Source organism: Dyella sp. PARNA 12/25 (genome assembly GCF_055702865.1).
Genome location: NZ_JBVQCI010000005.1, coordinates 22,269 through 48,256 on the forward strand (window position 1 = coordinate 22,269; position 25,988 = coordinate 48,256).

Annotated in this window: 26 protein-coding genes; 11 read left to right on the forward strand and 15 right to left on the reverse strand. The window is 62.6% G+C overall.

All coding sequences use genetic code 11. The annotated features are described in order from the left end of the window. Positions 1 to 24: 24 nt before the first annotated feature. A complete protein-coding gene (locus tag AC0GUR_RS11930; RefSeq protein ID WP_472877706.1) occupies positions 25 to 318 on the reverse strand; it encodes a GIY-YIG nuclease family protein in 294 nt (97 codons plus the stop codon). Positions 319 to 530: 212 nt separating this feature from the next. On the opposite strand from AC0GUR_RS11930, the gene AC0GUR_RS11935 reads away from it, so the two are divergent. Continuing rightward, entirely contained in the window at positions 531 to 1,541 is a 1,011-nt protein-coding gene (locus AC0GUR_RS11935) for a ribonucleotide-diphosphate reductase subunit beta (RefSeq protein WP_472877707.1), read from the forward strand. A gap of 58 nt (positions 1,542 to 1,599) precedes the next feature. Here the strand turns inward: AC0GUR_RS11935 and AC0GUR_RS11940 are convergent, their stop codons facing one another. From AC0GUR_RS11940 to AC0GUR_RS11955, 4 genes are all read right to left on the reverse strand, one after another. Beyond that, positions 1,600 to 2,070 (reverse strand): bacteriohemerythrin, encoded by a 471-nt coding sequence (locus AC0GUR_RS11940; protein WP_472877708.1) that lies wholly within the window; start codon positions 2,068 to 2,070, stop codon positions 1,600 to 1,602. A gap of 86 nt (positions 2,071 to 2,156) precedes the next feature. Next, positions 2,157 to 2,630, reverse strand: a complete 474-nt coding sequence (locus AC0GUR_RS11945; RefSeq protein WP_472877709.1) for a bacteriohemerythrin — start codon at positions 2,628 to 2,630, stop codon at positions 2,157 to 2,159. 160 nt (positions 2,631 to 2,790) lie between these two features. Beyond that, the gene (locus AC0GUR_RS11950; protein ID WP_472877710.1) at positions 2,791 to 3,657 is read right to left on the reverse strand and encodes an SPFH domain-containing protein; all 867 of its coding nucleotides are present in this window, start codon (positions 3,655 to 3,657) and stop codon (positions 2,791 to 2,793) included. Positions 3,658 to 3,664: 7 nt separating this feature from the next. Next, positions 3,665 to 3,862 carry a hypothetical protein gene (locus AC0GUR_RS11955; RefSeq protein ID WP_472877711.1) on the reverse strand — a complete coding sequence of 66 codons (198 nt, stop codon included), beginning with the start codon at positions 3,860 to 3,862 and terminating at the stop codon, positions 3,665 to 3,667. A 360-nt stretch (positions 3,863 to 4,222) separates the two neighbouring features. Here AC0GUR_RS11955 and AC0GUR_RS11960 point away from each other — a divergent pair, with 360 nt between their 5' ends. Further along, positions 4,223 to 4,609 carry a BlaI/MecI/CopY family transcriptional regulator gene (locus AC0GUR_RS11960; RefSeq protein WP_472877712.1) on the forward strand — a complete coding sequence of 129 codons (387 nt, stop codon included), beginning with the start codon at positions 4,223 to 4,225 and terminating at the stop codon, positions 4,607 to 4,609. Position 4,610: 1 nt separating this feature from the next. After that, positions 4,611 to 6,497, forward strand: coding sequence for a M56 family metallopeptidase (locus AC0GUR_RS11965; RefSeq protein ID WP_472877713.1), 1,887 nt, complete (start codon positions 4,611 to 4,613; stop codon positions 6,495 to 6,497). Positions 6,498 to 7,025: 528 nt separating this feature from the next. Here AC0GUR_RS11965 and AC0GUR_RS11970 read toward each other — a convergent pair. The 3 genes from AC0GUR_RS11970 to AC0GUR_RS11980 form a co-directional block, all read right to left on the reverse strand. Beyond that, positions 7,026 to 9,362, reverse strand: a complete 2,337-nt coding sequence (locus AC0GUR_RS11970; RefSeq protein ID WP_472877714.1) for a S9 family peptidase — start codon at positions 9,360 to 9,362, stop codon at positions 7,026 to 7,028. A gap of 111 nt (positions 9,363 to 9,473) precedes the next feature. Further along, positions 9,474 to 9,806 carry a multidrug/spermidine efflux SMR transporter subunit MdtI gene (gene mdtI / locus AC0GUR_RS11975; RefSeq protein WP_472877715.1) on the reverse strand — a complete coding sequence of 111 codons (333 nt, stop codon included), beginning with the start codon at positions 9,804 to 9,806 and terminating at the stop codon, positions 9,474 to 9,476. Continuing rightward, on the reverse strand, positions 9,796 to 10,149 hold the full coding sequence (locus AC0GUR_RS11980; RefSeq protein WP_472877716.1) for an SMR family transporter: 354 nt from the start codon (positions 10,147 to 10,149) through the stop codon (positions 9,796 to 9,798). Before AC0GUR_RS11980 ends, mdtI begins: the two co-directional genes overlap by 11 nt. Positions 10,150 to 10,239: 90 nt before the next feature. Between AC0GUR_RS11980 and AC0GUR_RS11985 the strand changes: the two genes are divergently transcribed. Both AC0GUR_RS11985 and AC0GUR_RS11990 read left to right on the forward strand, forming a co-directional pair. After that, the gene (locus AC0GUR_RS11985; protein ID WP_472877717.1) at positions 10,240 to 10,659 is read left to right on the forward strand and encodes an acyl-CoA thioesterase; all 420 of its coding nucleotides are present in this window, start codon (positions 10,240 to 10,242) and stop codon (positions 10,657 to 10,659) included. 111 nt (positions 10,660 to 10,770) lie between these two features. After that, on the forward strand, positions 10,771 to 11,523 hold the full coding sequence (locus AC0GUR_RS11990) for a glutathione S-transferase family protein (protein ID WP_472877718.1): 753 nt from the start codon (positions 10,771 to 10,773) through the stop codon (positions 11,521 to 11,523). 37 nt (positions 11,524 to 11,560) lie between these two features. Here AC0GUR_RS11990 and AC0GUR_RS11995 read toward each other — a convergent pair whose 3' ends face one another. Then, positions 11,561 to 11,929 (reverse strand): hypothetical protein, encoded by a 369-nt coding sequence (locus tag AC0GUR_RS11995; RefSeq protein ID WP_472877719.1) that lies wholly within the window; start codon positions 11,927 to 11,929, stop codon positions 11,561 to 11,563. A 51-nt stretch (positions 11,930 to 11,980) separates the two neighbouring features. Next, complete coding sequence (locus AC0GUR_RS12000; RefSeq protein ID WP_472877720.1) at positions 11,981 to 13,117, reverse strand: FAD-dependent oxidoreductase; 1,137 nt, start codon at positions 13,115 to 13,117, stop codon at positions 11,981 to 11,983. Positions 13,118 to 13,287: 170 nt separating this feature from the next. On the opposite strand from AC0GUR_RS12000, the gene AC0GUR_RS12005 reads away from it, so the two are divergent. After that, the gene (locus tag AC0GUR_RS12005; protein ID WP_472877721.1) at positions 13,288 to 15,336 is read left to right on the forward strand and encodes an amidohydrolase family protein; all 2,049 of its coding nucleotides are present in this window, start codon (positions 13,288 to 13,290) and stop codon (positions 15,334 to 15,336) included. 314 nt (positions 15,337 to 15,650) lie between these two features. Then, entirely contained in the window at positions 15,651 to 17,699 is a 2,049-nt protein-coding gene (locus AC0GUR_RS12010; RefSeq protein WP_472877722.1) for an amidohydrolase family protein, read from the forward strand. A gap of 63 nt (positions 17,700 to 17,762) precedes the next feature. Here the strand turns inward: AC0GUR_RS12010 and AC0GUR_RS12015 are convergent, their stop codons facing one another. Then, complete coding sequence (locus AC0GUR_RS12015; protein WP_472877723.1) at positions 17,763 to 18,662, reverse strand: LysR family transcriptional regulator; 900 nt, start codon at positions 18,660 to 18,662, stop codon at positions 17,763 to 17,765. A gap of 122 nt (positions 18,663 to 18,784) precedes the next feature. On the opposite strand from AC0GUR_RS12015, the gene AC0GUR_RS12020 reads away from it, so the two are divergent. Further along, the gene (locus tag AC0GUR_RS12020) at positions 18,785 to 19,777 is read left to right on the forward strand and encodes an aldo/keto reductase (protein ID WP_472877915.1); all 993 of its coding nucleotides are present in this window, start codon (positions 18,785 to 18,787) and stop codon (positions 19,775 to 19,777) included. 45 nt (positions 19,778 to 19,822) lie between these two features. Here the strand turns inward: AC0GUR_RS12020 and AC0GUR_RS12025 are convergent, their stop codons facing one another. Next, a complete protein-coding gene (locus AC0GUR_RS12025; RefSeq protein ID WP_472877724.1) occupies positions 19,823 to 20,293 on the reverse strand; it encodes an Lrp/AsnC family transcriptional regulator in 471 nt (156 codons plus the stop codon). A 113-nt stretch (positions 20,294 to 20,406) separates the two neighbouring features. Between AC0GUR_RS12025 and AC0GUR_RS12030 the strand changes: the two genes are divergently transcribed. From AC0GUR_RS12030 to AC0GUR_RS12040, 3 genes are all read left to right on the forward strand, one after another. After that, positions 20,407 to 21,033 (forward strand): glutathione S-transferase family protein, encoded by a 627-nt coding sequence (locus AC0GUR_RS12030; protein WP_472877725.1) that lies wholly within the window; start codon positions 20,407 to 20,409, stop codon positions 21,031 to 21,033. Positions 21,034 to 21,521: 488 nt separating this feature from the next. Further along, a complete protein-coding gene (locus tag AC0GUR_RS12035; RefSeq protein ID WP_472877726.1) occupies positions 21,522 to 22,424 on the forward strand; it encodes a patatin-like phospholipase family protein in 903 nt (300 codons plus the stop codon). Between the two features lie 77 nt (positions 22,425 to 22,501). Then, a complete protein-coding gene (locus AC0GUR_RS12040) occupies positions 22,502 to 22,918 on the forward strand; it encodes a cupin domain-containing protein (protein ID WP_472877727.1) in 417 nt (138 codons plus the stop codon). A gap of 18 nt (positions 22,919 to 22,936) precedes the next feature. Here the strand turns inward: AC0GUR_RS12040 and AC0GUR_RS12045 are convergent, their stop codons facing one another. The 3 genes from AC0GUR_RS12045 to AC0GUR_RS12055 form a co-directional block, all read right to left on the reverse strand. Further along, the gene (locus tag AC0GUR_RS12045; RefSeq protein WP_472877728.1) at positions 22,937 to 23,308 is read right to left on the reverse strand and encodes a VOC family protein; all 372 of its coding nucleotides are present in this window, start codon (positions 23,306 to 23,308) and stop codon (positions 22,937 to 22,939) included. A gap of 124 nt (positions 23,309 to 23,432) precedes the next feature. After that, positions 23,433 to 24,749, reverse strand: a complete 1,317-nt coding sequence (locus tag AC0GUR_RS12050) for a Xaa-Pro dipeptidase (RefSeq protein ID WP_472877729.1) — start codon at positions 24,747 to 24,749, stop codon at positions 23,433 to 23,435. A 128-nt stretch (positions 24,750 to 24,877) separates the two neighbouring features. Beyond that, positions 24,878 to 25,870, reverse strand: coding sequence for an MBL fold metallo-hydrolase (locus AC0GUR_RS12055; RefSeq protein ID WP_472877730.1), 993 nt, complete (start codon positions 25,868 to 25,870; stop codon positions 24,878 to 24,880). Positions 25,871 to 25,988 lie beyond the last annotated feature (118 nt).

Sequence of the window (25,988 nt, forward strand, 5' to 3'; positions counted from 1 at the left end):
TCCCAGCATTCGCTGGGATGACAGTCAGGAGCAAACCTCGCCGTATAGATCGCGCCAATAGGGGTTGGTCTTTTCAATGAGCTCCAGCTTCCAGGCACGCTTCCACGCCTTGATGGCTTTCTCTCGACAAATCGCCGACTCCATAGATTCGTGAAGTTCGTACCAGACCAATTGATGAACTTGATGGCGGTGGGTGTAACCCTCTACGACATCGTTCCGATGCTGCCAGATGCGGGCGGCGAGGTTGGAAGTGACACCGGTGTACAGCGTTCCATTGCGGTCGCTGGCAAGAATGTAGACGCAAGGCTGGCGTTCCATGACGAAGCAGATTCCCTATTGCTTTTGCCCGAGGATGCCGCCGTTCACAACCCAATACGACCGTCATCCCAGCGAAAGCTGGGATCCAGCGCCTTTCTCCGACACGCTTCGGCGGAGTGCGGGAAGGCACTGGATTCCTGCTTTCGCAGGAATGACAAGCCAAAGAACAACAGCGCGCCCCGCCAAGCAGCGCACATGATGCGAGGAACCCCATGTCCACCCAACACATTCTCGATCCCGGCTTCGAACTCACTCTGCGCCCCATGCGCTATCCCGAGTTCTACGAGATGTACCGCAACGCGATCAAGAACACCTGGACCGTGGACGAGGTGGACTTTTCGCTCGACATCACCGACCTGAAGTCGAAGATGTCCGATGCCGACCGCCACCTGATCCACCGTCTCGTGGCTTTCTTCGCCACCGGCGACACTATCGTAGCGAACAACCTGGTGCTGAATCTGTATCAGCACATCAACGCGCCGGAAGCGCGCATGTACCTTTCGCGCCAGCTGTACGAGGAAGCGCTGCATGTGCAGTTCTACCTGACGCTGCTCGATACCTACATACCCGATCCGGCAGAGCGCAACAAGGCATTCGCGGCGATCCAGAACATCCCATCCATTCGCCAGAAGGGAGAGTTCTGCTTCAAGTGGATCGACTCGGTGCAGAACCTGCAACGGCTGGAAACGCACGACCAGCGCCGCCAGTTCCTGCTGAACCTGATCTGCTTTGCCGCGTGCATTGAAGGCCTGTTCTTCTTCGCCGCGTTCGCCTACGTGTACTTCCTGCGTTCGCGTGGCCTGTTGCATGGTCTGGCCTCAGGCACCAACTGGGTGTTCCGCGACGAGAGCTGCCACATGGCGTTTGCGTTCGACGTCGTGCGTACTGTGCGTGCCGAAGAGCCGGATCTGTTCGACGACGAGATGCGCACGCAGATCGAGGAAATGCTGGAGGAAGCGATCGCCTGCGAAACGCAGTTTGCAGAGGATGTGCTTTCCGGCGGCGTGGCCGGCCTGTCGGTGAAGGACATGCGCCAGTACCTCGAATACTGCGCCGACCAGCGCCTGACCCAGCTCGACCTGCCCAAGAAGTACGGTGCGAAGAACCCGTTCGACTTCATGGACCTGCAGGACGTGCAGGAAGTGACCAACTTCTTCGAGCGCCGCGTGTCGGCTTACCAGGTCGGCGTGCAGGGCGAGGTCGCGTTCGACATGTCGTTCTGATGATGAAGGGCGGCGCACCGCCATCAGCGATGCGCCGCCCACCACCGCCACTGAACCATCAGGCGCGATGCCCGAAGAATCGCCGTAACGACGTCGCGAGCCAGCCGCCCTCCCGGGCATCCGTCGTCAGCTTCAACAGATTGCGGCGTACCACCGCCACATAGGCCTTGTCATCACCGCGTATGTGCTGGAACAGCCAGCGCGACAGCAGCGACTTGAGCTCTTCCGCCACATCCTCGCCCGCCCGTGCACGAGCCTGGTAGCGCCTCACCGTTTCGATGAATCGCTCGTGGATGCTTCGGTGCGCGTTGCTGAACTGGTAGCCCGCGTCCTCCATCAGCGTTTCCTCGAACGCGAAGTGGGACAAGGTGTAGTCCACCAGATCCTCCAGTACCTCCTGCACCCGCTTCGGCTCGCACTCCCGCTGCGCCTCGTGGAGCGCGTTGACCATGTCCACGATGCGCTTGTGCTGGTTGTCGATCACGTCGATCCCGGTGTCGAGATCTGCCTGCCAGGCCAGATAGCCCATATCGCCTCCCCCTAAGGCATTCCATGGGCGGCAAGTGATAGCGTGGCTCGCGGTCGAGCGACTTGATGTGGGTCAACCCGCGCTCTTCAGCGCCCCATGCCGAAGAAGCGCTTGAGTGAACGCCCCAGCCAGCCGCTGCTGCTGCCGTCGTCGTTGGCCGCCTCTTGCATGTGGCGGCGTACTGAGTCGACGATGGCCTTGTCGTCACTGCGAATGTGATTGAACAGCCAGTGCGAAAGCGTATGCAGCAGCTCTCCTCCGATGTCCTCACCGGCGCGGAAGCGCAGCTGGTAATCCGCCACGCGCTTGATGAACACCTCATGCACCCGCTTGTGCGCCCGACTGAATTCGTAGCCGGCGTCCTCCATCAAGGATTCCTCGAAGGTGAAGTGCGACAAGGTGTAGTCCACCAGTTCATCGAGAATGTCGCCTATTTCTGCGCGCTCACGATGATCCAGTGCATCGTGGAGATGATTGATCATCTCCACGATGCGCTTGTGCTGGTTGTCGATCACCTTGATGCCGGTGTTGAGATCGTCCTGCCAAACCATGTAGGCCATGTCACTGCCTTCCTTACACTTAAGTGACATCCATTGGTGGTTATTCGCCTACACGATGGGTTGACCTGCATCATTGACAGTCGTATCAGATCTGCCTTCGCGACACTAAGCCGCATCGCGAATGCACGGGTGGCGCAACCACCCGTGCTCTTCCTCCCGATTACTTGTTGGTCGCCGCACCAAGGTTGATGAAGGGCACGGCGCCCGTACCCGAATAGGTGGGCAGGTGACCGTCCCACTTCTCAATCGCCGACATCTGCACCACGTTGGGGTTCTGACGCAGCGCTTCGCCCTTCAGCGAAATGGCCTTGGCCTCTGCCTCCGCGATGGTGAGCTGCGCCTGCGCGCGGCCCTGCGCTTCGGCTTCCACTTTTTCGGCTTCCGCCTTGGCCTGCGCCACCTCGTTCTGGCGCTGCTCGGCCATTTGCGTGGCCTGGATCTTGGCGTTGATCGACTGCACCACGCTTTCCGGCAGTCGCAGTTCACCTATCCAGTAGATCTTCTCGACATCGATGCCCACCGATGCCACCTCGTCGCTCACGTCGCGCTGCACGGCGTCTATGAGGTTGGCCTTGCCCTTGCCGTAGACGGATTCGATGTCCAGGCTTGATGCCTCTTTCACAAGTGCATCGCGAATCATGTTGCGCAGATACACGTCGGTGATTTCGTCGATGCCCTTGCGGTACTTCTGGAAGATCAGCGTTACCTTGGCCGGATCGACGTGATACGTAATGCCTACGTCGGCGTTCACGGTCAGGCCTTGTGCGGTCTGGAAGCTGATCGACTCATCCACCGGACGGCCCTCCATGGCAGAGCGCGTGAACGTGTAGGTCTGGGTAAAAGTGGGAAAGGTGTACATCTCATAACCCCAACCCACCCAGTAGCGACCCGGCGGGAGCTCCTGCAGTGAACCCTTGCCATCGCCGTACATCTGAAACTTCACACCGACGTTGCCCGCGGGCACCTTCGCGCATGCCGCCAGCGAAAGCAGGGAAAGCGACAACAACACGGTCAGTACACGTTTCATGGCTTGATCATTCCTTGTGAGTAAAACCGCGACGCAGCAACAAGACACCCCACGTCGCGAGCAACGCCAGAAGAGTCAGGCCAGCAAGCACAGCGAATGTGCTGGCGGCCGAGATCAGTTCCGGGCCGATAAAACCGACATAAAGCAGCAGGCAGACGACGAACGGCCACAGCCGATGTGTCAGCCGGTCGACTAGCGTTCTCATGAGTTCCCCGTAAGTTGGATGGGTGGCGCTCCGGTATGGACGTCCATCGGACAGGGCACACCACGCAACACGCTCAGCGTGTGGCAGGTGTTCGCGTTATGGACGACCGTTGGAAGTCGCTAAGCCCGGAATAGCGAAAGTCGCTGCTGGCGACGGAACGGGCTGCTGAAGCGGATGGATGCGGCCTTCATATAAGCGCACTCCGATGGGCGCTGCTGGATGAGGACGGCGCGCACTCTACTCCGATTCTTGTGCAACGCAACAAGTCAGTGGTGACTCTTTTCTAGCCCGACCGGCCTATTGACTACAGCTGTAGTCACGGTCTAGCTTGACTACAACTGTAGTCACTGGACCACGGACATGGGCAAGCCTTCCATTGGCGATCAGGAGCTGTCGCTCCTGCAGTACATCGCCGAACACAGCAACGCATCGGTCGGCGAGGTCGCTGCCGGCTACGGTGAACCGCGCGGGCTCGCCCGCTCCACCGTGCTGACCATGATGGAACGCCTGCGCGGCAAGGCCTACCTGAAACGTCGCCAGGTGGCAGGCGTGTATCGCTACAGCCCGGCCACGAGGCCTGGCGAAGTGATGCGCAGCGCCGTGGGCCAGTTTGTGGAGAAGACGCTGAGCGGCTCGGTATCGCCCTTCGTGGCGTGGATGTCCGAACGCGCGGATGTCAGCGACACCGAACTGGCCGAGCTTGAAGCACTTGTGGCGCAACTGCAGTCGCGACGGAAGGAGAGCTGACATGAGTGCCCTCGTACTTTTTGCAGAACACCTCGTCACCCGGCTCGCATGGACGTCGGTGCAAGCCTCGTTGCTGATCGTCCTCGTATGGCTAGTGGCAAAACAGTTGCCGCGCCTCAGTGCCGCCACGCGATCGCTGCTGTGGTGGCTGCTCGGTGTGCAATTGTTGCTTGGCCTGCTGATGCCCACGCCGGTGGCGCTGCCGCTGTTGTCGCCGTCGCCGGAGCTCTCGGTACCGCTGAACACGTCCGTCACCACGTCGCCGAGCGAACACCGCGTCAGCGGACTGGCTCCATCCACCGCCGCCGCGCCAGATGCCTATGCGCATGCGTCACTGCACGAACCCGTTGCACAGAGCGCGAACCATGCTCCCTTCCACTGGCAGACCGCACTGCTGGCACTCTGGCTAGCCGGCGTCCTGGTGCAGCTGGCGATAGCGGCGCGGCAATGGCGCGATGCGCGTGCCATCGTGCGCGCATCACAGCCATTGGATGACGCTGCGCTGCAGGCCTCATGCGCCGCACAGGCTCGTACACTCGGTCTGCGCCGCTGCCCTTCACTGCGCGTATCTCCCGCCATCGATTCTCCGCAAGTGAGCGGGCTATGGCGCCCGGTGGTGCTGCTGCCGGCGCGTCACACCTTGTCGGCGGAAGACTCCATGCTCGCGCTGGCGCACGAGCTGGCCCACCTTCGCCGTGGCGACCTGTGGATGGGATGGATACCTGCCATCGCGCAACGCATGTTCTTTTTCCATCCGTTGGTGCGCTGGGCCATGCACGAGTACGCGCTACACCGCGAAGCCGCGTGCGACGCACAAGTACTGCAGCAACACGACACCGCGCCACAGACCTACGGACAACTGCTGCTGCGCCTCGGCGTGGCGCGCCCGACACATGCCGGCCTGGCCGGCGCCTCACCCACCTTCCACAACCTGAAGCGACGACTGACCATGCTGCAACTCAATCAGCAAGACACCGTCTCGCGCACGCGCAGCTGGCTGCTCGTCGCCGTGTTCGCCGCCATCGGCATACTGCCCTACCGCGTGACCGAAGCCGCACCCGATCAACCTGCGACGCAACCGGCCAGCGCATCCACGGCGCCAACCACACGCACCACCACGACTACCTCAACGACATCCACCACCTTGCCGGCCGTTCCACCTGTTCCTCCGGTACCGCCGGTACCGAAGGTCCCAGCGGTGCCCCAAGTCCCACCCGCACCGCCAGCTCCACCCGCGCCACCTGAAACCGACGGCTTCTCCGCCCGCCATGTGCACATCGATACGCACAGCGACATGGGGTACGGGTTTGCCCTGCTCGACAAGGATGCGATCACGATCAACGGCACGGAAGCTGACCTGCAGGCGGCGCAACGTCTGCGTCAGAACGGCGAACCACTGCTGATGTTCCGCCGTGGCGGCAAGGCCTATGTGATCCAGGACCCGTCATTCGTCACACGCGCCAAGACAGCCTACGCACCGGTCACCGCCTTGGCCAAGGAACAAGGCAAGCTCGGTGGCGAGCAGGGTCGACTCGGTGGACAGCAAGGCGCCATCGGTGCACGCGAGGGTGCGCTGAGCATGCGACAGGTGGCTCTCGCCAACCGCGAAGCCGCACTTGATATGCGCGAATCCCAAGGCAAGTCCACGGATGCTTCCGCTGGAGAGCGCGCGGGCATCAAAGCCCAGGATGCGGAGATTGAGCGCGAGCGCAAAGAACTCGAACGCCAGGAGGATGATCTTGGCCGCCAGCAAGACGCGCTTGGCAAGCAGCAGGAGGCACTGAACCGCCGCCAGCAGGACGCCATGACGCGTGCGAACGAGCAGATGGGCAAGCTGCTTGAGGAAGCGCTGGCGAAGGGTGTGGCGCAGCCGCTTTATAAGAGTTGAAGGGTGGGGCGGTGTTGTGATGAGGCATGTGCGGGGTTGGTTCTTTTGTGCACTTGCCGCGAGTACCCGCCGCCCCCTCTCCCCAGCCCTCTCCCACAAGTGGAGAGGGAATGAAGAGCGGGGCTTGAAGTGCTAAAAGCGACGAGACGCTGCTTTAAGCCCTCTTCGCTAAGGCGCGTTGCGGTGTAGCCGTACCGCGTGTCGTGCGATCGTGACGATCAGGGCTTCGCGGCCGCCAAGTCTTGTATTAGTCACGACGCTACGACTACCTCGCTTTTGAGGCCGTTTTCTTTGGGTTACTTTTCTTTTGGGCCAGCAAAAGAAAAGTGACTCGAGCGTCGGCAGACGATCGAAACGCCCGCTGCGTAGGCGGCACGCTGGCGGGATCGCGTGACCAGAGCCAAGAGCAAAGTCACTGGATCCCCGCTTTCGCGGGGATGACGTTGAGGGGGACACAAGTTCTCGCAGGCACCCGCCCTTGACCCCAACCCTCTCCCCGGAGGGAGAGGGAGAATAGATACCCGCCCCTTATTCCTTTGGCGCCTTCATCTCATACTGCATCGGCGGCACATCCCCCGCCAGATTCCGCACAAAATAGTCCCACCGCTTGCGCATCATGTAATTCGCCGCACTCCCGTACGCATGACGCGCATTAGGAATCAACAGCAAATCGAAATCCCTGTTCGCCTTGATCAACGCGTCCACCACCAGCAGCGTCTCGTACGGCGGCACGTTGTCATCCATCGTGCCATGCGCCAGCAGCAGATGACCCTTGAGATTCGCGGCGTGGCTCTGGTTGGCCTGATCGTCGTAATTGCTCTTGCCATCCTTGTCGGTCACCAGCAAACCCTGCCACTTCTCCGCCCAGTCGTCTTCGTAATTGCGGTTGTCGTGATTACCGCTCTCCGCAATACCGACTTTGAAGAAGTCGGGATAACGGAACATCGCCGCGGCAGTCGCGTTGCCGCCACCGGAATGGCCCCACATACCCACGCGATCCATATCGATCCACGGGTAGCGCTTGCCCAACTCCTTCAGGCCAGCCACCTGGTCGGGCAACGTGTTGTCGCCGATGTTGCCGAAGTACGCATCATGGAACGCCTTGGAGCGCCACGGCGTACCCATGCCGTCGATGGCCACCACGATGAAGCCCAACTCGGCCAGCGCCTGATGATCGCTACGCGCAGGATTGAAGCTGCGCGCGCCCACCGAGCCCGTCTGCGGGCCGGGATACACGTAGTCGATGATCGGGTACTTCCTGGCCGGGTCGAAATGCGTCGGCTTGAACATCAGGCCGTACAGATCCGTCTTGCCGTCGCGTGCCTTGACGGTGAACGGCTCTGGCGCCTGCCAACCTGTCGCGAGCAGTCGGCTGATGTCTGCCTTGGCGACGGTACCGACCACATGGCCGTCATCGGCGTTACGCAGCACCGTCACTGAGGGCGTGGTGGGCGTGGAGTACGCATCGGCGAACAGGCGTCCGTCCGGCGACAACGTGATGGTGTGGTCTGCAGGCTCGGGCGCGAGCAGCGTGGCTGCGCCGCCATCCAGACTCACCTTGTAGAACTGCTGGTAGTACGGGTTAACGCTGTTCTCGCGGCCCACGCCGCGGAACCACAGCATGCGCGACTTGGCATCCGTGCGCAGCACTTCGGTGACATTGCCCTCACCGGTGGTGATGGCGTGCTTGAGCTTGCCACTGTCCAGGTCGTACAGGTAGAGGTTGCCCCAGTTGTTGCGCTCGCTGAACCACACCACTTCGTGGCTCTCGGGCAGGTATTGCCAATTGACCTTGCCATTGCCGCTTTCGTAATACGTCGGCACGCTCTCGTTGAAAACGGTGCGCACCTCACCGGTGTGCACATCGGCCACGCGGAACCAGGCCTGCTTGTGATCGCGCGAGGACGACACAAAGGCGAGCGACCCGGCGTCGGACGCCCACTGCACGTCGTCCCAGCCGCCATCGCGGCCGCAGCTGACGTCGTCGCACAGCGTGGAGCGATGCTGGTCAGGCTCCATCTTCAGGCGAAGCACCTTGCGGGCGGCGGCATCGACAATCACGCGCTCGATCATGGTCACATGCTTGTCGCCCGCCAGCGGATACTTCCACTTCTCCACCTTGGGCTGCCCGACGTTGGTCCCCACCAGCACCATGTCGCCGGTCTTGCGCTGGTCTTGCTGGAAGGTGGCTATCTGCTTCGAGTCGGGCGACCACACCAGGATCGCCTTGTTGGAATGCTTCCAGCCGGCATTGTCAGTGGCGTAGCCGTAGTTCTCGACGCCGTCGATGGTCAGCTGCGTTTCCTTGCCGGTCGCGACGTCGCGCACCCACAGGTTCCAGTCGCGCACAAAGGCTTCGCTGCGCTTGTCTGGCGAGAGCACGCCGGGCTCGTTGCCCACGCCTTCTACGCTTTCGTCCCTACCCTTGCTGCAGCTAGCTTCGGCTTTTGACTCGCACAGGTAGTGCTTGCCTTTCACGTTGAGGTCGAGACGTCCATCGGCGGTTACGGTGAAGCTAGTGATGCCCAGCTTGTCGGCGCTCACCGGCTTGCCCAGCACCTTGCTCAGCGCGGCGGCAAGCTGCGCATGATCAAAGGCCGGCTCCGTCTTGCCGGTGGCGGCGTCGTAGCGCACAAAGTGATCGCCTTTGGCGTCGTGATCGCGGTACCAGAAGTGATCGCTGTCCAGCCAGGTCACCGTCTGCACGGCGTGATCCACCAGCGGCGTGGTGTTGTAGCCGGCAAAACGCTCGGCACGGGCGTAATCGTCGTTGGTCAGGGTATGGCCTTCAGCGGCAACGCCGGCCGACAGGGCGCTCATCACCATCGCGCCAAGCAGGCGCGCACCGTGTGTCTTCGAAACCATTTGTACTCCCCAGTAGACAGCTCACAACCGGCGTCACGTGGGACGCCTTGATCAACCTTTTATCCTAGTGGTGCAGCCAGGGGGGTGACCCCTGCCATGAGTCCCGTACGCTCACACAAACCGCATCAGGATCACGCCCGCGGTGATCAGCACCAGACCCAGCCAGCCCTCACGGCGTAGCCGCTCGCCAAACATGGTGATGCCAAGCACGGTAGTCGCGATCAGGCCGACGCCACCCCACACGGCGTAGGCGACGGATAGCTGGATGCCAACGATGGCATAGCTCAAGGCCGTGAATGCCGCCAGCGCGCATACGATGGCCGCCACCGCCGGGCGCTTGTAGGTGAAGCCGTGCGAGCGTTTCATCAGCACGTTCGCGGCGATCTCCAACACGATCGCAATGGCGAGATAGAGCAGGTGGATCGGCTGGAACTCAGGCAGCATGCTGGCTCTCCGCCGGTGCTTCGTCGGTGCCGCGCTCCAGCAAGACGATGCCGGCGATGATCAGCACCATGGCACTCAGCTTGATGGGCGTCAGCGCTTCGGCGAACAGCCACGCACTGCACAACGTGATCAGCACCAGACCCAGGCTTTCCCACGTGCCGTACGCCACGGCCAGCGGAATGCGCTTCACCGCCAATGCCAGGCTGGTGTACGACAACACCAGCATCACGTACATCACGCCCAGCCCTATCGATGGGGCCTCGTGATGGGAACCGTATTTCATCGCCACAGTACCGATGACTTCGGTGACAATAGCCATGGCCATGAAAAGCCAGTAGCGCATGCTGTTCTCCTCGCTGCACGCTGAAGACGACACTGATCCGTGTCGCTTTTAGTGCCCCCATCCTACCTTTTTCCCCTGCTGAACACGCCCATGACGACATTGCCTACCACGACGCCACTGCCCGAAGCCCGTATGCTCGAGATGGTGTTTCCCGATCACACCAACCACCTCGGCACGCTGTTTGGCGGGCAGGCGCTGGCGTGGATGGACAAGGCCGCCTTCATCGTCGCCTCGCGTCATGCACGCCGCACGGTGGTGACCGCGCGTTCGGAAGAAGTGAACTTTCGCGTGCCGGTGCGTAAGGGACAGTTGGCCGAGCTGGTCGCACGCATCGTGAACGTGGGTCACAGCTCGATGACCGTGGAAGTGGAACTCACGGCGGAAGATCCGCTTACGGGCGATCGCCGCGTCTGCACCACCGGCCGATTCGTGATGGTGGCACTGGATTCCAACGGCGTGCCAGCCACGGTGCCGGCGCTGCCGGCCGCTCAAGCCTCGTCACACGCCTGATCGCCCGGGCATTGGCCGCCTTCCGTTGCGCACGGCATGGCGGCTTCCGGCCCTTGACGACGAAGCTGGCGCGCGACCACGCTCTATGGGTCCCCACCCGGAGTCCCTGCGATGTCTGCTCAGTTCACCGTGATCGGCAATTACATTTCGCCTTATGTCCGCAAGGTGTTGGTATGCATGGACATCAAGGGCCTGTCGTACGAGATCGATCCCATCGTGCCCTTTACCGGTGACGATCGTTTCGCCGGGCTCAGTCCGCTGCGCCGCATACCGGTGCTGATCGAAGGCGACATGGTGCTCAACGATTCCTCGGTGATCTGCCAGTACCTGGAAGACCGCTTTCCCACGCCAGCGCTCTACCCTGCAGACATCACCGCTCGTGCGAAGGCGCGCTGGCTGGAAGAGTATTGCGACACGCATCTGGCCAGCCTGCTGATTTGGAAGCTGTTCTACCAGAAGGCGATCCGTCGCCACATTTTTGGCGAGACGACGGATGAGGACATCGTGACCACCGCACTCGAAGTGGAGATCCCCGCCGCCCTCGATTACCTCGAAAGCCAGTTGCCAGCTGAAGGCTACGTGTTCGGCGCGCTGTCGATCGCGGATATCAGCATGGCGGCGTACTTCCGCACGGCCTCGTTCGTGCGCTACGCCGTCGATGCACAGCGTTGGCCACGCATGGCGACGCTGGTGGAGAAGGTGCAAGCCTTGCCCGCCTTCCAGAAACTGGCGCGACTCGAGGATGCCATGCTGCGCCTGCCGGTGATGGAACAACGCGCTGCGCTGGCCGCAGCCGGTGCGCCGCTCACGTCAGGGACCATGGGCACTCAGGCGCCGCGCAGGGGCCTTGCACGCATGGAGTGATGCCCACGCGTCGGGCTGGAACCCGACGCGCATTATCTCAGCGTAAATGCAGCCAATGCAGATGCACGCCATTGTCGCGGTCTTCGGCACGAAAGCCTTCGCGCCCCTCCGCCACGATGCCCCACGCCGTGCGCATGGTCTCGCCCTGTGGCTCATCTACGCGCACATGCTCGCCCAACGGAATGGCGAAACGGGTTTCCAGCATCATGACCTGATCGCGCTCCCATATCAGCAGCGCGGGCTGGCCGGTGGTGGCGCCCCAACCCAGGTGCACTTGCACTTCCTTGGGGTTGTAGGTGCCGCGGTTGTCGAGCTTCCAGTGCTCGGACCCACGCAGCAATGCTTCCAGGCGTGGATCGCTCCAGTCCACGCGATTCCCCTTGATGTGCGGCTTGTGAGCGGTCATGCCCGGTTATCGGCATGACGTCGGTTTACTTGAGGCTGACGCCGTGCCGTGTCAGCGACGCTCGAGGCGCGTCTTCAAAGGATGGTCGAGACCGCTCACCGTGCGCAGAAACTGCTGCTGCGCAAAGCCCATGTGGCCCGCCACGGGCACGACTTCGTCGCGCAGCCAGCGCAACCACAGCGGGCGCCCATGTACAAAGCGGGTGATCGCACCAATGCGACGCACCACGGCCTTGTGCACGGTGTGACGCAACACCGCGTAGTCCCGCAGGCGCGACAGGTCACCCGCCAAGGCATCTGCGGCGCAATCGGCATACACGTAGGCATCTTCGATGCCGAGGTTCATGCCCCGCGCACCGATAGGCGAATGGATGTGCGCCGCATCGCCACCAAGCGCCACTCGTCCCACTGCGGCTTGACTAGCAACGCGATGGCCGATGTGAAACTGCGATTGCCACGCCACGCTGCCTAACGTGCCATAGCGACGCAGCGTGGCCAGCGGGTCAGCGCCATTGCCGATCACACGCCACGTATCACCATGCAACCGCAGCGCGAAGATGAAGCCGTCTGGCTGCAACAGAATGTGGGCACGCCAGGCATCGAGTGACGTGTACATGTCGATATCCCATAGCGTCCATGGCTCCGGCAGATGGCTGCCGGTGAATGCCACCCCCAGCGATTCGCGGGTGGCGCTGCGCGCACCATCGGCACCAAAGAGTAAAGCCGTCTGTACCTGCTCCAGTGCACCGTCAGGGTGTCGCAGGTTGGCAGTGACGTGAGATGCATCCTGCGTCAGCGTCTGTAAGGACACGCCACGCTCCACCGTCACGCCATGCGCTTGCAAAGCATCGGCAAGCAAAGCCTCGGTGCGCGCTTGCGGCAGCGCCGTCATGGCCTGTGGCGCTCCGGACGAGTCGGGCAGGTCTAGCACCAGCACCTCGCGATCCCCGGCGCGCAGGCAGGCGCCTTTGATAGCCCAGCCTTCGGCGACGATGCGATCGGATACGCCCGTATCGCGGAGCACTTCGAGCGTACGCATGTTCACGGCTAGCGCTCGGGAGTACATCGAAGCTTGCGGCAATACATCGACGATACGCACCGTCACACCGCGACGCGCGAGCAACAGCGCCGCCGCCAGTCCAGTCGGACCGGCGCCTACAATCAACACATCGGGTTGTGTCGACCCCATCGCACTGCTCCCTTGAAGTAACGACAGTTTGACGCCTGCCGCCGTTTGGCTGACGTCAACGCGCTGCTAATCGGGGCTCGGCCTAGGCCATCAGGCCGCCCTGTCATGGACTGTTGCGGCGGTGCTCGCCCGGCGATACTCCGCGGAGAACCCTGGTCGGAGGCTTACCCATGCGTGCCCCGTTGGTCGTGTTCGCTCTGTGCCTCGCACTACCCTGTTTCGCTGAGACCTCCACCCCGACACCCACCGAACAGCTGGCCAAACCGCCGGCCAACGCGCAGCGCTTCACCGTCATGTCCACGGCCGGCAAGCACGGCACGTCCGAGCGCTGGACGACTGCTGACGGCACGCATGTGGGGCGCGAAAGCATTCTGTTGCGCGGCATGGTCACCGAGGTGGATAGCCGCATCACGTTCGGCAAGGACGGTATGGTCGATCACCTCGTCATACGTGGCCGCACCCCGGGGGGCAATGCCGCCGAGACGTTCGACATCCGGGCAGGTAAGGCTACGTGGAAGAGTCAGTCGGATTCGGGCACCGTCGCTTACGACACGCCCACCGAGTACTACACCTTTGGCGGGCCGATGTGGCTCATCCCTGATCTCACCGAGCAACTGCTGGCGTCGCCGGATCATTCGCTTCGACTGTTACCGGGCGGCCAAGCGCGAATCGAACCGCTCACCACCGCGATGATTGGGGAGGGCGCAAACAAGAAAACCGTCAACGCTTACCTGATCACCGGCCTCATCAACACGCCTGTGCCCGTCTGGGCCGATGACTCGGGTAAGTTCTTCGCTCTGGTCTACTTGCTTTCATGGATGCCGGTCGGATACGAGGACGCGGAAAACATTCTGCAAAAAGCGCAGGCCGATGCGTTGGCCAAGCACGCCACGTCTTTGGTGTCCAAACTGCTCAAGACACCCGCGGGTCCGGTGGCTTTCACGCATGTGCGCGCCTTTGTCGACGGCGCGCACTTCGTGGACGACCAAACGGTGGTGGTCGACCATGGTGTCATCACACAGGTCGGACCCGCCGCTTCGATCATCGTGCCGAAGACCACGCAGATCATCGACGGTGCCGGCAAGACTCTGGTGCCTGGACTTTGGGATTCGCACGCGCACATCATCGAAGATTCCGACGGCCCCTTGCGGCTCTCGCTGGGCGTCACCTCAGTGCGAGACCCCGGCAACATCGACAGCCTGACCCTGTCGCGTGCTAGCCGCCGGGCGAAGGGCGAGCTGCTTATGCCACGCGTTTATCCCTCGATGCTGATCGATGGCAAAGGTCCCCTCTCGGCACAGGACGGCAATATCGCCACTTCGCTGGCTGAAGCGCTCTCACTGGTGCATAAAGCCAAGTCCGACGGTTTTGATGCGATCAAGATCTACGGCAGCTTCAATCCTGCGTGGGTGCCCGCCACGGCTGCAGAGGCACACAAGTTGGGCCTGCATGTGCACGGCCACGTCCCTGCGGGCATGCGTCCCGCCGATGCCGTCGCTGACGGCTATGACGAGATCACGCACATCAACTTCGTGATGATGCAGGCCATGCCGGATGCCGTGGTGAAGGTCTCCAACGGCATGGCGCGCTTTGAAGGTCCGGCGCGCTATGCGAAGGACGTCGATCTCGACAAGGACCCAATGAAGTCGTTAATAGCGACACTGGGCAAGCGCAAGGTCACCGTCGACCCCACGCTGGTCGTGTTTGAAAGCTTCTACGTACCGGACCATGGCGAGCTTACGCCGGCCTATGCGCCGTTCTTTGGCAGCCTGCCACCTGCACTCGAGCGCGACTACCGCTCGGGTGGTTTTGACGTGCCGAAAGACCTTACCCGCGCGGACTACCGCGCCAGCTTCGCCAAGCTGCAGGCCTTGGTAGGTGCGCTGCACCAGGCTGGCGTACCTATCGTGGCTGGCACCGATGGTAGCGGCCTGGAACTCGTGCGCGAGCTCGAGCTGTACGTGCAAGCCGGCATGACCAATGAAGAGGCTCTGGCCACCGCCACCGTGACACCGGCACATCTGGTCGGCGCCGGTGAACGCACTGGCAGCATCCATGTAGGCAAGGCGGCGGACCTGGTACTGGTGGATGGCAATCCGGCGGTGCACATCGGTGATCTGCGCCATACCGACATCGTGATGATGGACGGCAAGCTGATGGATGCGAACGCCCTGCGCGCTGAGTCAGGTATCAGTCGCCGGCCCGCTGACGCCGAGTGAAGCCCTGGTGCCCTCACGGACATCATTCCGGCGCTTGCCGGGATGATGGTTACGGCGAGGACACTTCCCGGCAAATAGCGCTACGCATCGCCAGGCGAGTCGGCCCGGCCCCGACCATCAACACGTCGGCATGCGTTGACCCCAGCGCCGTTCTCCCAGGACGGACAACAGCCTGGCGTTTGCTGACGTTTGCCTGACCTCAAGGGGCCGCCAAGTGGCGACCGGCCTATGCCATCAGTACCCCCTATCGGGGACTGTTGCGGCATCAGTCGCACGACGATACTCCGCAGAGAACCCCTGTCGGAGGCTTACCTATGCGTGCCCCGTTTGTTGTGTTCGCCCTGTGCCTCGCACTTCCTTGCTTCGCAGATACCCCCGCCCCTACGCCTACCGAACAGTTGGCCAAGCCACCGGCCAACGCACAGCACTTCACCATCGTGTCCACGGCCGGCAGGCATGGCACGTCCGAACGCTGGACGGCCGCTGACGGCACGCTCATGGGACGCGAAAGCATGCTGTTGCGCGGCATGGTGACGGAAGTGGATAGCCGCGCCACGCTCGGCAAGGACGGCATGTACGATCACGTCGTCATTCGTGGACGCACACCGCAGGGTGATGCCGCCGAAACGTTCGACATCAAGGCAAGCAAGGCCGCGTGGAAGAGCCCGGTGGATTCGGGCGCCGTGGCCTATAGCTCACCGGCTGACTACAATCCCTTTGGCGGGCCGATGTCTCTCACCGCCGATCTCACCGAAAAATTACTGGCATCGCCGGATCATTCGCTGTTGCTGCTACCGGGTGGCCAGGCGCGTATTGAACCGCTCACCACCGCAACGGTCGGCGACGGCGCGAATAAGAAGACCGTCAAGGCGTACCTGGTCACCGGCGTCAACAACACCCCTGTGCCCGTCTGGACCGATGACGCGGGCAAGTTCTTCGCCTTCGTTAGTTTCCTTTCCTGGATGCCGACGGGATATGAGAATGCGCAGGTTGTGTTGGAGAAAGCGCAGTCGGACGCGATGGCTGAGCATGCCAAGTCGCTGGTGCCGAAACTGCTCAAGACACCGGCAAGCCCGGTCGCATTCACTCATGTACGCGCCTTCGTTGATGGCGCGCACTTTATGGACGGCCAAACGGTGGTGATCGACAAGGGTGTGATCACGCAGGTGGGGCCTGCCGCATCGATTACGGTGCCGAAGAATGCACAGATCATCGATGGCACCGGCAAGACCCTGGTGCCCGGCCTTTGGGATTCGCATCAGCACGTCGGGGACGATTTCTCCGGCCCCATGCTGCTGTCGCTAGGCATCACCTCGGTGAGGGACCCCGGCAACATCAACACCCTGACCCTGTCGCGCGCCAGCCGCCGGGCAAAGGGCGAGCTGCTTGGGCCACGGGTTTATCCCTCCATGCTGATCGACGGGAAGGGCCCGTTCACGGCACAGGTGGGCAGTGTCGCCACTTCGCAGGATGAAGCGCTCGCGTTGGTGCGCAAGGCCAAGGCCGATGGCTTCGACGCCATCAAGCTCTACGGCACCTTCAATCCTGCCTGGGTACCGGCCACAGTCGCGGAGGCGCACAAGCTGGGCCTGCACGTGCACGGTCACATCCCCGCCGGTATGCGCCCCGCCGACGCCGTTGCCGATGGCTATGACGAGATCACCCACATCAACTTCGTGATGATGCAGGCGATGCCCGATTCCGTGGTGAAAGTGTCCAACGGCATGGCGCGTTTCGAAGGGCCTGGGCGCTACGCCAAGGACGTCGATCTCGACAAAGACCCGATGAAGTCGCTTATCGCGACGCTGGCCAGGCGCAAGATCACCGTCGATCCCACGCTGGTGGCGTTTGAAAGCCTCTACGTGCCGGACAATGGCGACCTTTCACCGGCCTATGCACCCTTCCAGGGCAGCCTGCCGCCTGCCGTCGAACGCAACTTCCGCTCAGGCGGCTTCGCCGTGCCGAAGGACCTTACCCGCGCGGACTACCGCGCCAGCTTCGCCAAGCTGCAGGCCCTGGTGAGCGCGCTGCACAAGGCTGGTGTGCCTATCGTGGCCGGCACCGACGGCTCCGGCATGGAGATCGTGCGCGAGCTCGAACTGTATGTGCAGGCCGGCCTGACCACCGAAGAGGCCTTGGCCACCGCTACCGTGGCAACCGCGCATCTGGTGGGTGCGGACGATCGCACCGGCAGCATCCATGTCGGCAAGGCAGCGGACCTGGTGCTGGTCGATGGCAATCCTGCAACCAAGATTGGCGATCTGCGCCACACCGACCTCGTCTTGATGGACGGCAAGCTGATGGATGCGAATGCGTTGCGCACCGAGTCAGGCATCAGCCGCCAACCCGCTTACGCTCACTAACGCACTGGCTATCACCACCGTCATCCCGGCATAAGCCGGGATGACGGTGGTAGGCGATAGAGCTCAGGGCAAGTCGCGCAACAGCTCACCAACCCAATCGATGAACACACGCAGGCGCAGCGGCAACTGCCGTTGCGCCTGGTAAAGCACGGTCAGCGGCAAGATCGGTGGCGGTGTCGTCGGCAGAAGCTCGACCAGCCCCCCTTTGGCCAGTGCATCAACGACGCGATAGCGCGGGAACTGTGCGATACCTAGTCCCGCTTCGCAGCAACCGAGATAGGCCTCGGTGCCACTGACCGTGACCTGCGCGGGCAGCATCACCTCGTGCATGCGACGCCCCTGCATGAACTCCAGCGCCGACGTACGACGCGTGGTCGGCGATGCCCAGTTCACCGCCCGGTGGCCGTTCTGCAGATCGGCCAGGGTCTGCGGCAGACCATGCCGGCGCACATAGTCCGCGCTGGCTACGGTGACTTGCGACAGATTCGCCACACGGCGACCGATCATGGTGGAGTCGGCAAGCTCACCCGCGCGCAGTACGCAGTCCACGCCCTCGCGCACCAGATCCACGAAACGATCGCTGGTGCCGATATCCAGTTCGATCTGCGGATAGCGCGCAAAGAAATCCGGCAAAGCCGGCACCACCAGGCTGCGCGCCAGCGATGACGCGAGATCAATGCGCAGCCTGCCCTTGGGCACCACGGCAGCTTCGCGGAAGTCCGCCTCCACCGCATCGAGATCGGCCAGCAAACGCAAGCAGTGGTTGTAGTAGACCTCGCCGTCGCGGGTGGGTCTTACGCTGCGCGTGGTTCGCTGCAGCAGGTGCGCGCCGAGGCGTTCTTCCAGCCGCTTGACGGTGTGTGTGAGGGTGGCGCGCGGCAGGTCGAGGTCATCGGCGGCGCGAGTGAAGCTGCCCAGCTCGACGATGCGCGTGAAAACCCGCATGGCTTGCAGACGGTCCATAAGGCTCCCGGCTGATTGTTGGCGATTTCAACAACAGAGATGGCGATTATTGAGTATTTATCGGAAGCCTGCCATGGCGAAGAATGCGCCCCATGCCCCACCCACTCACCAAGGACATCCCCATGCAGAAGCGACAGCTCGGCCAACACGGTCCCCTCGTCTCCGCCCTCGGCCTCGGCTGCATGGGCATGAGCGATTTCTACGGCAGTCGTGACGACGCCGAATCCATCGCCACCATTCACCATGCGCTGGAACGCGGCCTCAATCTGCTCGATACCGCCGACATGTATGGCCCGCATACCAACGAACAGCTGGTGGGCAAGGCGATTGCCGATCGTCGTGATCAGGCCTTCGTCGCCACCAAGTTCGGCATCATGCGCGACCCCAGCAACCCGACGGCGCGCGGCGTCAACGGCAGCCCGGAATACGTGCGTGCCTCCTGTGACGCCAGCCTCAAGCGCCTGGGCGTCGACCACATCGACCTGTACTACCAGCATCGTGTCGATCCCAGCGTAGCCATCGAGGAAACCGTGGGCGCCATGGCCGAGCTGGTGAAGGCCGGCAAGGTGCGTTACCTGGGCCTGTCCGAGGCCTCCGCCGCCACCCTGGAGCGCGCCAGCAAGGTGCACCCCATCGCCGCGCTGCAGGTGGAGTTTTCACTGTGGACGCGCGACCCGCAGCAGAACGGCATGCTCGACGCCTGCCGCAAGCTGGGTACGTCGCTGGTGGCGTATTCCCCACTCGGCCGCGGCTTCCTGACCGGTGCGTTCGCCAGCCCTGATGACTTCGACGCAGACGACTACCGTCGCCAGTCGCCACGCTTCCAGGGCGAGAACTTCTTCCGCAATCTGGAGCTGGTGGAGAAGGTGAAGGCGCTGGCCGCCGACAAGGGCTGCACGCCCGCACAGCTGGCGCTGGCCTGGGTGTTGGCACAGGGCAAGGACGTGCTGGCCATTCCGGGCACCAAGCGTCGCGATCGTCTGGATGAAAACCTGGGCGCGCTCGATGTGTCGCTGAGTGCGGGCGAGCTGGCCGCGATCGATGCGGTGTTCCCGCCTGAAGCTATCGCCGGCAGCCGCTATACCGAAGCCGGCATGCACATGGTCAACGTGTAACCTGCATGTACCGCGCGGTCCCTGCGAGGGCCGCGCGGTACGGCATTACACCGGCACGCTGCTGCCCACCTTGTCGCGCGCCATCACCACTTGCGTGGTGAAGCGGCGAATGTTGGCGTTGTCGAACAACAGCCGGCGAGTGAACACCTCGAAATCGTCCATGTCTTTTGCGGTGACAATAAGCACGAAATCCGCCTCGCCCGTCACGTAGTAGCACTGCTGCACATTGGGGTCAGCGCGCGCTGCGCCGCGAAAAGCGTCGAGCATATCGACGCGCTCACGCTCCAGCTCCACACCCACAATGAAGGCCATCATCTGCCCCACAGCGGTCGGATTCACTATCGCCACCTCGGCGGTGATCACGCCTATCTTGCGCAGCTGCTTCAGCCGGCGCTGCACAGCAGCCGCCGACAGGCCGATGTGCGCACCGATGTCCTCCCCGGTGGCACGCGCGTCGCGCTGTACCCAGCGCAGGATTTCCCGATCGAAATCGTCCAGCAGGTAGTCAGTCGCCATGCCGCATTGATACGGCAAAAGCTGCGGCCCGGCAACGACAAAACATGCCAATACGCGGCTCAACCGCGCCTGAGCCGGCCAGAATGCGCATACCCGCCCCACCTGCCGAGCCCATGCAACTCCTCTATCAGACCCACTCCCCCTATGCCCGCAAGGTGCTGGTGATGGCCCATGAGGCCGACCTCGCCGATCGTCTCCGCGTGGTGCACCACGAAACCAGCCCCACTTGGCGCAATGACGAGGTATTTCGCGTGAACCCGCTAGGCAAGGTGCCGGTGCTGGTACTCGACGACGGCACGACCCTGTTCGACTCCAGTGTGATCTGTGAATACCTGGACGGCCTGCACGCGGGCCCGAAACTGATTCCCGATGATCCGCGCGAACGATGGCGCAGCCTTCGTCTGCAAGCACTTGCCCAGGGCCTGTGCGATGCGGGCATTGCCGTGCGCCATGAAACGGTGCGACGTCCCGAAGCGTTGCGCTACCCGGCCATGCGCGATGGCCAGATCGAGAAGCTGGTGGCCTCTTACGATTTTCTGGAACGCGAATGGGCCGTTGCGCCGCCTTCGGACGGCATCGACATCGGCCAGATCGCGCTGGCCACGGCGTTGAGCTGGCTGGCGTTTCGTGAGCTACCCGACTTCGAATCAAACCGACCGCACCTCGCCGAGTGGTACCGCGCCTTTGTGCAACGTCCCTCGATGCTCGCCACGCCGCTGACCGGCGACACTGTTGACTGAAGCTGGAGACCACCCATTCGTTCGTTATGGACCGACCTGCTTTTTCTGCACGGCTATATCACTGACGTTCGATTAGCTCAGCGGCTGAGCAACCCTCGGCTCGACGAGAAGCGCGAAGCCGATCAACGTCGTTGCGCGCATCGTTCTTTCTTCACATGGCCTGCACGTCTTTGCCTCGGTATCGGCGATGGCACCGTGCGTACGCAATGAATTTGCATCGAACTCAGGCGAGCCGACACAAGACGATCCCAGTTCCTACCAAGCAAGTAGGCGTTCGCTTACACAGGTCGCCCGGCGCTTTGCGGCAATCTACGCATGCCGGTCGTTTCCACGAACGAGCGGCACCCGGGCCGGTCGCCCCCCTAGTTCCGGCCCATAGGCCCCCGAAAGGGGGCCTATCCTTTTTTGGGCTAGCGCGACGCTTCGCCCTTGAGTCCTCCGCCAAGCGCCGCCATCCTTGCGGACTTATCCGTTATCCGCGAAACAGCATGCACGTCGAGGCAGTACAACGCCTGCATTTGCCCCAGATCGAAACGCTGGTCTTCGCCGGCGGCGGCAACCGTTGCTGGTGGCAGGCGGCGATGGTCTCCGACTGGATGAAACGCGGCTGGCGCCTGCCCCCGACCCTGGTCGGCACCAGCGCGGGAGCCGCCGTGGCAGCCGCAGCACTCACCAGTGACGGGCTGCAGCGCGCCTTTGACTCGTGCCGACAGCTGTTTAGTGAAACACCGCGCCTTTTCGAGTGGCGCGGCCGTTCGATGCGGCAGTGGCGGTTTGCCCATCACCGCGTTTACCCGGCCTGGCTCGCGTCCTTCGTCAACGACGGTACGTTCGACGCCGTGCGTGAAGCGCCACAACAACTGATGGTGGCGCTGACACGGCCCGCCCGCACCCTGGGCCTGAAAGGTTCGATGGTGGCGGGCACCTGCGCTTACCTGGTGGACAAGTTTGTGTGGAATCGCCTGCACCCTCGCCTGCCGCGCATGCTCGGCTTGCGCCAGGAGTTTGTGGGGCTGCAGCAGTGCGCCACGCTGGCTGAGGCGCAGACCTTGTTGCTGGCAGCCGCAGCGGCGCCACCTTTTCTTCCCGCGCAGCTGGTGGCGGGAGGCGTGGCCATGGATGGTGGCTACCTCGACAGCGTGCCGGTGTTGCCCGAAGCAGCAGCGGCGAGAGCAACCACCCTGGTGCTGCTTACCCGCTACTACCCCAAGCTGCCGATGTTGTTTCGCTATCGCGGGCGTCACTACCTGCAGCCGAGCAGGCGCGTGCCGGTGTCCACCTGGAACTGCACGGCAGCCACCGACATCCAGGCGGCGCTCACGCTGGGTCGTGAGGACGCCACCGAGGTGATGCGTCGCCAACTGGTGTCGCTGGAACCCGCCAGCAACTGATGAGCCACGCTTCGCGGCCCGGTCACGCCGCGGTGCGCACAATGCGCGGACTCCGATTCAGCATCGAGGACGCCGCTATGTCCGCTCGCTTCATCGCGACCACTGCACTGCTCGTTGCAACCACCCTGGGAGCCAGCGCTTTGGCACAGGACGCCCAGCCAGGCGCGGCGCAACCGAAGCGCACCATTCTGGATCAGCACGACCAGAGCAACGTGCCGGACAAGGTGATCGTGATCGGCACTGCCGAACTGCCCGCGGGCACCGTGGTTGGCTGGCATGTGCATCCGGGCGACGAATCGGGCTACGTGCTGAAAGGCAACCTGATACTGAAGACGCGCGGACAACCCGATCGCGTACTCAAGGCCGGCGATCACTTCTTCAATCCACGCGGCGCCGTGCACAGTCTCGCCGCGGCTCCCGGCGGCGATGGCGGTGTGGCCCTTTCCACCTGGATCGTCGACAAAGGCAAACCGTTGGCCGAACCGGTGAAGTAGCTTCGACGAGCAACGCGGTTACGCGCCACCCTGCTCGCTCATGCTCTTGGCATCCCACACGCGAACCCGATAGCCGTCGGGGTCCATCAACTCCATGCCGTAGCCCCAGAACTGCCGGCCCGGCGGGTATGCCACGTCGACTTGCTGTGCCGACGCGAGCTTTTGATGGAGCGCATCGACATCGTGCACTTGGAAATACAGCACGCAGGATGGCTCCAAGACCGGCGACGGAGCTTCTTCCACGAACAGCGTGAAGTCACCCTCGTCCTGCAAGGCAATCACCTGATCCGGCACTTCAAACTCGGGGCGAAGTCCGAGTGTGTGTACATACCATTCGCCCGACGCACGGCAGTTGCGAACGGCAATCGTCAGATGGTCGAGCTTTGCCATGGTCGCCTCCGATGCAGCAAGCGCGAAACACCGCAAGTATCACAACACAGCCACAGTGTGCCTTTGGCGAAGACCACGCCAAAGGCACTGTCTGTTCACATCACACCCTCGATGGTCGCAAAGATCAGCGCTTGATCTCGTTCTTGTCCACCTCGCCGCCCTTCATCACGAAGGCAACGTGCTGGAGTTGCGCGATATCGCTGAGCGGGTTGCCGTTTACTGCGACGAGGTCGGCGTAGTAGCCCGGCGCGACGGCGCCCAACTTTCCTTTCATGCCCAGCAGATCGGCGGCGTTGACGGTAGCGGCCTGGATGGCCTGCATCGGCGTCATGCCCCACTGGGTCATGGTGGCGAACTGCTTGCCGTTCCAGCCGTGCGGGTAAACGCCGGCATCGGTGCCGAAGGCGAGCTTTTCGCCGGCCTTGACCGCGCGCTGGAAATTCTCGCGCTGCAGGCGACCCACCATTTTCTCTTTCTCAACGGTGCTGGCCGGGAAACCCTTCTTGGCGTACTCACTGAGAATGTAATCGTCGTTATAGACGTCGAAGTCGAGATAAGTGCCGTGCTGCTTGGCCAGCTTGAGGCCCTCGTCGTCAATCAAACTGCTGTGCTCGACGGAGTCGACGCCCGCTCGGATGGCCATCTTGATGGCCTCCGCACCGTGCGCATGCGCCGCCACTTTTTTGCCCCAGCGATGCGCTTCGTCGACGAGGGCGTTCATTTCTTCCTGCGAGTACTGCGGCGCGCCTACCGAGGTTTCGGCGCTGAGCACCCCTGCGCTCGCCATGAACTTGATCACGTCGGCGCCGTTCTTCACGTTCTCACGTACGCGATGGCGAATCGCATCCACGCCGTCGGCCACACCATCAACGCCGTGGAACTGAATCATCGGTGAGAAGCCCGTGGTGCCATCGGCATGGCCGCCGGTCGCGCCCAGCGGCGGACCCGACACGAACATGCGAGGACCGGGGATATCACCCCGATTGATAGCATTGCGCAAGGCGACGTCCACATAATCGTCGGCACCAAGGTTGCGCACGGTGGTGAAGCCCGCGTCCAGCGTGCGCTTGGCATACGTGGGCGACAGGATCGCCTCGTCGATGGAGCCGCGCTTGAGCACGGCTTCGTAGTAATCACCCTGCACCGCGCTCGGGTCGCCGGTGAGATGCACGTGGCAGTCGATCAGACCGGGCAGCAGCGTGGCGCCACCCAGGTCGATCACATTCACGCCGGCCGGCACCTGACCGTCATAACGCACGTCAGTGATCTGTTCACCGTCGATGATTACCAGCGGATTGTCTCGCACCGAGCCCGTCTGCACATCAACAAGATGGGCAGCGCGAACCGCTACACGCTTGGGCGCGGGAGCATCGTCGGCAAGGGCGCTGGCCACTGAACCAAGAGACAGCGCCATAGCGGCGAAGAGAGGTAGCAAACGCATGCGGCGAAATCTCCGTGGGCAATAGGTGGCCAGACTGACGGGTGGATGGCCCGATGTTGCGCACGGCGCCACGATCACGCGAGATCCCCCCTTTGTTCACCCTACTGTAAACAACGGCGTATGACCCGTCAGGGTGACTTAGTGGCCTTGACACGCTTGCGGCGACGAAGCAGCCAGCGCACCGCCAACACCAGACCGATCAGCAGGATGACCGCCGCGACGGCCAGGCCCTGCAGCACGCGGGTCTGGCTGTACATGACGTACACGCCGCTCTTGCCGTAGAACCCATTGAAGGTCGCGAGTACCTTCGGCAGGTTCATCAGGTCGTCCTTGCTCAGCGGCAGCGGACGCTCGTCCGGGCGAACGGTGGACCCCAGATCCTCCAGCTCGCCCTGGCGGTTGAGCTCTACGTGACCGCCCAACACGTAGGTCACGGGCCGCGTGCGCAGAAAGTCCACGATGCGCTGCGCGCTGGCGCGATCCGCATCGGCGTCGTCGATGATCAGCCGGCCCGGCAGGAAGAAATCCCCGATAAAGACCAGCCCGGTATTGCGGTCGTAATAGGTGACATGCGACGGGTGATGGCCGGGCGTGGGAATCACGTCCACCACGCGTCCGCCAAGATCTACCTGCGCCAGGCCTTCGGGCCACTTTGGAAAGCCGAAGTACGCTTTTACATGATCCACATCGGTGCCGACGACCTGCACATGGGGCATCGAGGCAAACTGCACGTCGCCCTCGCGGTGATCGAGGTGCCCGTGCGTGTGCACCACAATCAGCGGCATCCTGGCGCCCTGCACCGAAGGCAGCAGCGGCATGACGGTGGCCGCCAGCGGCACCTTGTTTGCGTCAGCGACGTCGCCCGTATCGATCAACAGGGCTTTTGAGTCACCGATCAGCAGATACATGAAAGGCGCTTCGGACGTGGTGCAGACGTTTTCGCGCAGGATGTAGGTGCTGTCGTTATAGCGGTGCACCTGCAGAGGTCGCGGTGCATCCTTGCTGCAGTCAGCCTTGCCGGCATCCCATTGCACGTCCATGGAACCGGGCGACGTTTGAGCGAAGACCGACGGACCAAGCATCCAACTGAAAGACAACAGCAGGCACAGAACGCGTTTCATCACTACCCCTCGTGATCAGTGTGGTCGTCTTTCGGATTGAAGCGAGATGTTCCTTCAAAAACTTGCGACAGCAGGGTGAATGGACCCCAGCCGCGAGAGCATGGGGTCCGTAGCTTAC

What these genes read in the sequence shown, in the direction of transcription:
- AC0GUR_RS11930 (WP_472877706.1), bottom strand. Translation starts at nt 318, where the DNA reads ATGGAACGCCAGCCTTGCGTCTACATTCTTGCCAGCGACCGCAATGGA.
- AC0GUR_RS11935 (WP_472877707.1), top strand. Translation starts at nt 531, where the DNA reads ATGTCCACCCAACACATTCTCGATCCCGGCTTCGAACTCACTCTGCGC.
- AC0GUR_RS11940 (WP_472877708.1), bottom strand. Translation starts at nt 2,070, where the DNA reads ATGGGCTATCTGGCCTGGCAGGCAGATCTCGACACCGGGATCGACGTG.
- AC0GUR_RS11945 (WP_472877709.1), bottom strand. Translation starts at nt 2,630, where the DNA reads ATGGCCTACATGGTTTGGCAGGACGATCTCAACACCGGCATCAAGGTG.
- AC0GUR_RS11950 (WP_472877710.1), bottom strand. Translation starts at nt 3,657, where the DNA reads ATGAAACGTGTACTGACCGTGTTGTTGTCGCTTTCCCTGCTTTCGCTG.
- AC0GUR_RS11955 (WP_472877711.1), bottom strand. Translation starts at nt 3,862, where the DNA reads ATGAGAACGCTAGTCGACCGGCTGACACATCGGCTGTGGCCGTTCGTC.
- AC0GUR_RS11960 (WP_472877712.1), top strand. Translation starts at nt 4,223, where the DNA reads ATGGGCAAGCCTTCCATTGGCGATCAGGAGCTGTCGCTCCTGCAGTAC.
- AC0GUR_RS11965 (WP_472877713.1), top strand. Translation starts at nt 4,611, where the DNA reads ATGAGTGCCCTCGTACTTTTTGCAGAACACCTCGTCACCCGGCTCGCA.
- AC0GUR_RS11970 (WP_472877714.1), bottom strand. Translation starts at nt 9,362, where the DNA reads ATGGTTTCGAAGACACACGGTGCGCGCCTGCTTGGCGCGATGGTGATG.
- mdtI (WP_472877715.1), bottom strand. Translation starts at nt 9,806, where the DNA reads ATGCTGCCTGAGTTCCAGCCGATCCACCTGCTCTATCTCGCCATTGCG.
- AC0GUR_RS11980 (WP_472877716.1), bottom strand. Translation starts at nt 10,149, where the DNA reads ATGCGCTACTGGCTTTTCATGGCCATGGCTATTGTCACCGAAGTCATC.
- AC0GUR_RS11985 (WP_472877717.1), top strand. Translation starts at nt 10,240, where the DNA reads ATGACGACATTGCCTACCACGACGCCACTGCCCGAAGCCCGTATGCTC.
- AC0GUR_RS11990 (WP_472877718.1), top strand. Translation starts at nt 10,771, where the DNA reads ATGTCTGCTCAGTTCACCGTGATCGGCAATTACATTTCGCCTTATGTC.
- AC0GUR_RS11995 (WP_472877719.1), bottom strand. Translation starts at nt 11,929, where the DNA reads ATGACCGCTCACAAGCCGCACATCAAGGGGAATCGCGTGGACTGGAGC.
- AC0GUR_RS12000 (WP_472877720.1), bottom strand. Translation starts at nt 13,117, where the DNA reads ATGGGGTCGACACAACCCGATGTGTTGATTGTAGGCGCCGGTCCGACT.
- AC0GUR_RS12005 (WP_472877721.1), top strand. Translation starts at nt 13,288, where the DNA reads ATGCGTGCCCCGTTGGTCGTGTTCGCTCTGTGCCTCGCACTACCCTGT.
- AC0GUR_RS12010 (WP_472877722.1), top strand. Translation starts at nt 15,651, where the DNA reads ATGCGTGCCCCGTTTGTTGTGTTCGCCCTGTGCCTCGCACTTCCTTGC.
- AC0GUR_RS12015 (WP_472877723.1), bottom strand. Translation starts at nt 18,662, where the DNA reads ATGGACCGTCTGCAAGCCATGCGGGTTTTCACGCGCATCGTCGAGCTG.
- AC0GUR_RS12020 (WP_472877915.1), top strand. Translation starts at nt 18,785, where the DNA reads ATGCAGAAGCGACAGCTCGGCCAACACGGTCCCCTCGTCTCCGCCCTC.
- AC0GUR_RS12025 (WP_472877724.1), bottom strand. Translation starts at nt 20,293, where the DNA reads ATGGCGACTGACTACCTGCTGGACGATTTCGATCGGGAAATCCTGCGC.
- AC0GUR_RS12030 (WP_472877725.1), top strand. Translation starts at nt 20,407, where the DNA reads ATGCAACTCCTCTATCAGACCCACTCCCCCTATGCCCGCAAGGTGCTG.
- AC0GUR_RS12035 (WP_472877726.1), top strand. Translation starts at nt 21,522, where the DNA reads ATGCACGTCGAGGCAGTACAACGCCTGCATTTGCCCCAGATCGAAACG.
- AC0GUR_RS12040 (WP_472877727.1), top strand. Translation starts at nt 22,502, where the DNA reads ATGTCCGCTCGCTTCATCGCGACCACTGCACTGCTCGTTGCAACCACC.
- AC0GUR_RS12045 (WP_472877728.1), bottom strand. Translation starts at nt 23,308, where the DNA reads ATGGCAAAGCTCGACCATCTGACGATTGCCGTTCGCAACTGCCGTGCG.
- AC0GUR_RS12050 (WP_472877729.1), bottom strand. Translation starts at nt 24,749, where the DNA reads ATGCGTTTGCTACCTCTCTTCGCCGCTATGGCGCTGTCTCTTGGTTCA.
- AC0GUR_RS12055 (WP_472877730.1), bottom strand. Translation starts at nt 25,870, where the DNA reads ATGAAACGCGTTCTGTGCCTGCTGTTGTCTTTCAGTTGGATGCTTGGT.